Source organism: Mesobacillus sp., from assembly GCF_049588175.1.
Lineage (GTDB): Bacteria > Bacillota > Bacilli > Bacillales > Cytobacillaceae > Mesobacillus.
In genome coordinates this window covers 1-3,365 of record NZ_JBAVFI010000740.1, presented here as the reverse complement: position 1 = coordinate 3,365, position 3,365 = coordinate 1, and the positions used below count along the sequence as shown (strand labels likewise).

The following is a 3,365-nucleotide window of genomic DNA, read 5'->3' as shown; positions in this document are numbered from 1 at the left end:
GGTAAAGGAACTTCTACGTAAGTGACTCTTCTTGTGAACTATTCTGCCTTGTATGATAGTGTAGTAGATAAAGATATTAACATAAGAATGTTCCCTATCCGTAATATTATGCCAATCCTTTATTCTCAAATCAATCTGAAAACCGCACTTAAATAAGAAGGATTTGTGACATTTATATCGAATATTAAAATGATTAAATATATTCGAATAGTAATTGGAGGGATATCACATGATTAAAAAGGTCGATCATATCGGAATTGCTGTCAAATCTCTTGAGCATGCCCTCCCATTTTATACTGATGTGCTGAAGCTGCCATTGATTGGGATTGAGGAAGTAGACAGCGAAAAAGTAAAAGTGGCTTTCCTTAAAGCTGGAGAAACGAAGCTAGAACTTTTGGAACCGATTTCAGAGGAAAGTGCCATTGCGAAGTTTATTGAAAAGCGCGGAGAAGGCATCCACCATGTTGCATTGGGTGTAGAATCCATCCAGGAGCGTATTAATGACATGAAAGAAAATGGCATCAGAATGATCCAAGATGCTCCCAAAAAAGGAGCGGGAGGAGCCCTGGTAGCTTTTATGCACCCGAAATCAACAGGAAGTATTTTATATGAACTTTGTGAGAAAGACAGGGAGGCTGAAAAAAATGCCTGATATATATGAAAAGATCAATGAACTATATGATCGCCGCAGGGAAATAGAACTTGGGGGCGGAGATGAGCGGATTGAAAAGCAGCATGAAAAAGGCAAGCTGACTGCCCGTGAAAGAATCGAGCTGCTTGTTGATCCTGGAACCTTTGTTGAATTAAATCCGTTCATCCAGCATCGCAGCACTGATTTTGGACTGGAGAACCAAAAAGGCCCTGGAGATGGTGTTGTAACAGGTTATGGTAAAGTGAGCGGCCGTCCAATCTATTTGTTCTCCCAAGACTTCACTGTATTTGGTGGAGCACTTGGTGAAATGCATGCAAAAAAAATTGCGAATGTAATGGATTTGGCTGCTAAAAATGGAGCGCCATTTGTTGGCCTGAATGATTCCGGTGGAGCAAGGATCCAGGAAGGGGTTGTATCTCTTGATGGATATGGGCAGATATTTTATCGTAATTCCATCTATTCAGGAGTCATTCCGCAAATTTCCGTCATTATGGGTCCATGTGCAGGCGGAGCAGTATACTCGCCTGCAATCACGGATTTTGTGTTCATGGTCGAGAAAACAAGCCAAATGTTCATCACAGGTCCCAAGGTTATTGAAACTGTTACAGGGGAAAAAATCTCAGCTGAGGATTTAGGCGGAGCAATTGTGCATAATACAATCAGCGGAAATGCCCATTTCCATGGACAATCCGAAGAAGAAACACTTAAGCAGGTTAGACTTCTGTTAAGCTATTTGCCGCAAAGCTATGAAGAAAAGCCGCCTCGCCTTGAAGCCGATTCCAAGGATGATTACCGTCCCGATTTAACCGATATAGTTCCTTTTGATGCCGTCAGACCCTATGATGTCCGCAAGGTAATTGAGCAGGTGGTTGATAATGGAAGTTTCCTGGAAATACAAAAGGATTTTGCGAAAAACATTGTCATTGGCCTCGCTCGGATTAAAGGTGAGGTAGTTGGTCTTGTTTGCAACCAGCCAAAGGTAATGGCAGGCGGACTAGATATCGATTCATCCGACAAGGCATCAAGGTTTATTCGTTTCTGTGATTCATTCAACATCCCTATCATTACATTTGAAGATGTTACTGGATTTTTCCCTGGAATTAAGCAGGAGCACGGCGGGATCATTCGCCATGGTGCGAAAATCCTTTATGCATATTCAGAAGCAACGGTTCCAAAGCTTACGGTCATTTTACGTAAAGCATATGGCGGTGCTTATGTGGCTCTTAACAGTAAGTCCATTGGTGCTGACCTTGTTTTTGCATGGCCAAATGCCGAAATCGCTGTCATGGGTCCACAAGGAGCGGCCAATATCATTTTTGCGAAGGAAATTCAGAACAGTGATAATCCAGAGCAGACAAGGCAGCAGAAGATAGATGAATATCGTGAAAAATTCGCGAATCCTTATGTAGCAGCAAGCCAGGGTATGGTGGATGACGTAATCGACCCTCGCGATACAAGGATCAAGTTGATTCAGGCGCTAGAAATGCTTCGCACCAAGAAAGAGGACAGACCGGGCAAGAAACACGGAAATATCCCGCTCTAATATTTTGTATTTGCTGTTGTAATTCATTTAACTGTATACTCAAATAGTATATACATAATTGGAGGTCGGCTTAAATGATAAATAACGAACGTTTATTGAATGAGTTCTTGGAGCTAGTCCAAATTGACTCTGAAACGAAATACGAAACTGAAATTGCCCGCGTCTTGAAGCAAAAATTCACTGATTTAGGACTTGAGGTAATCGAGGATGATACAACTGCTGTGACAGGTCATGGAGCGGGTAACCTGATTTGTACATTGAATGGCACAAAGGAGGGAGTAGATACAATCTACTTTACTTCTCATATGGATACTGTCATTCCTGCCAAAGGCGTGAAGCCTTCCATAAAGGACGGTTATGTTGTCACTGATGGTACAACGATTCTTGGTGCTGACGATAAAACAGGCCTTGCGGTCATGCTTGAAACAATTAGGGTTTTAAAGGAACAATCAATCCAGCATGGAACAATCCAGTTCATCATTACGGTTGGTGAAGAATCTGGACTTGTTGGAGCAAAAGCTCTGGATCCATCTTTGGTAAAAGCAAAATACGGATACGCGCTTGACAGTGATGGCAAGGTAGGCAATATTATTGTTGCTGCGCCAACACAAGCAAAAGTTGCCGCTGTAATCCATGGAAAAACAGCTCATGCAGGGGTTGCTCCTGAAAAGGGTGTGTCTGCCATTACGATTGCTGCAAAGGCTGTGGCAAGAATGCCGTTAGGTCGTATCGACGAGGAAACGACTGCAAATATTGGTCGTTTCCAGGGTGGAACACAAACGAATATCGTATGTGACCATGTTGAAATACTTGCTGAAGCTCGTTCGTTGATTCCTGAAAAGATGGAAGCTCAGGTCAAGAAAATGAAAGAAGCATTTGAATCTGCTGCACAAGAAATGGGCGGCAAAGCAGATGTCGATGTTCAAGTGATGTATCCGGGCTTTAAATTCGGCGAAGGCGATCTAGTTGTTGAACTTGCAAGAAAAGCAGCTGCGAAAATCGGCAGAAGCTGTGAATTGTTACACAGTGGCGGCGGAAGCGATGCGAATGTTATCGCCGGTTTCGGAATCCCAACCGTTAACCTGGCTGTAGGCTACGAAGAAATCCACACAACAAATGAAAGAATGCCAATCGAAGAGCTAGGAAAGCTTGGAGAGATGGTCATTGCTT

3 protein-coding genes are annotated in these 3,365 nt (G+C 42.9%); all 3 read left to right on the top strand.

Features of this window, described 5'->3' with window-relative positions; genetic code table 11:
* Nucleotides 1-229: 229 nt before the first annotated feature.
* Nucleotides 230-652 (top strand): methylmalonyl-CoA epimerase, encoded by a 423-nt coding sequence (mce, locus tag WB217_RS17990; RefSeq protein WP_423994674.1) that lies wholly within the window; start codon nt 230-232, stop codon nt 650-652.
* Nucleotides 645-2,195, top strand: coding sequence for an acyl-CoA carboxylase subunit beta (locus tag WB217_RS17985; protein ID WP_423994673.1), 1,551 nt, complete (start codon nt 645-647; stop codon nt 2,193-2,195). The genes mce and WB217_RS17985 overlap by 8 nt, the downstream gene beginning before the upstream one ends.
* 74 nt (nt 2,196-2,269) lie before the next feature.
* On the top strand, nt 2,270-3,365 hold a 1,096-nt coding region (locus WB217_RS17980), incomplete at its 3' end, for a tripeptidase T (protein WP_423994672.1).

Coding starts and splice junctions, on each gene's coding strand:
- mce (WP_423994674.1), top strand. CDS start 230: ATGATTAAAAAGGTCGATCATATCGGAATTGCTGTCAAATCTCTTGAG.
- WB217_RS17985 (WP_423994673.1), top strand. CDS start 645: ATGCCTGATATATATGAAAAGATCAATGAACTATATGATCGCCGCAGG.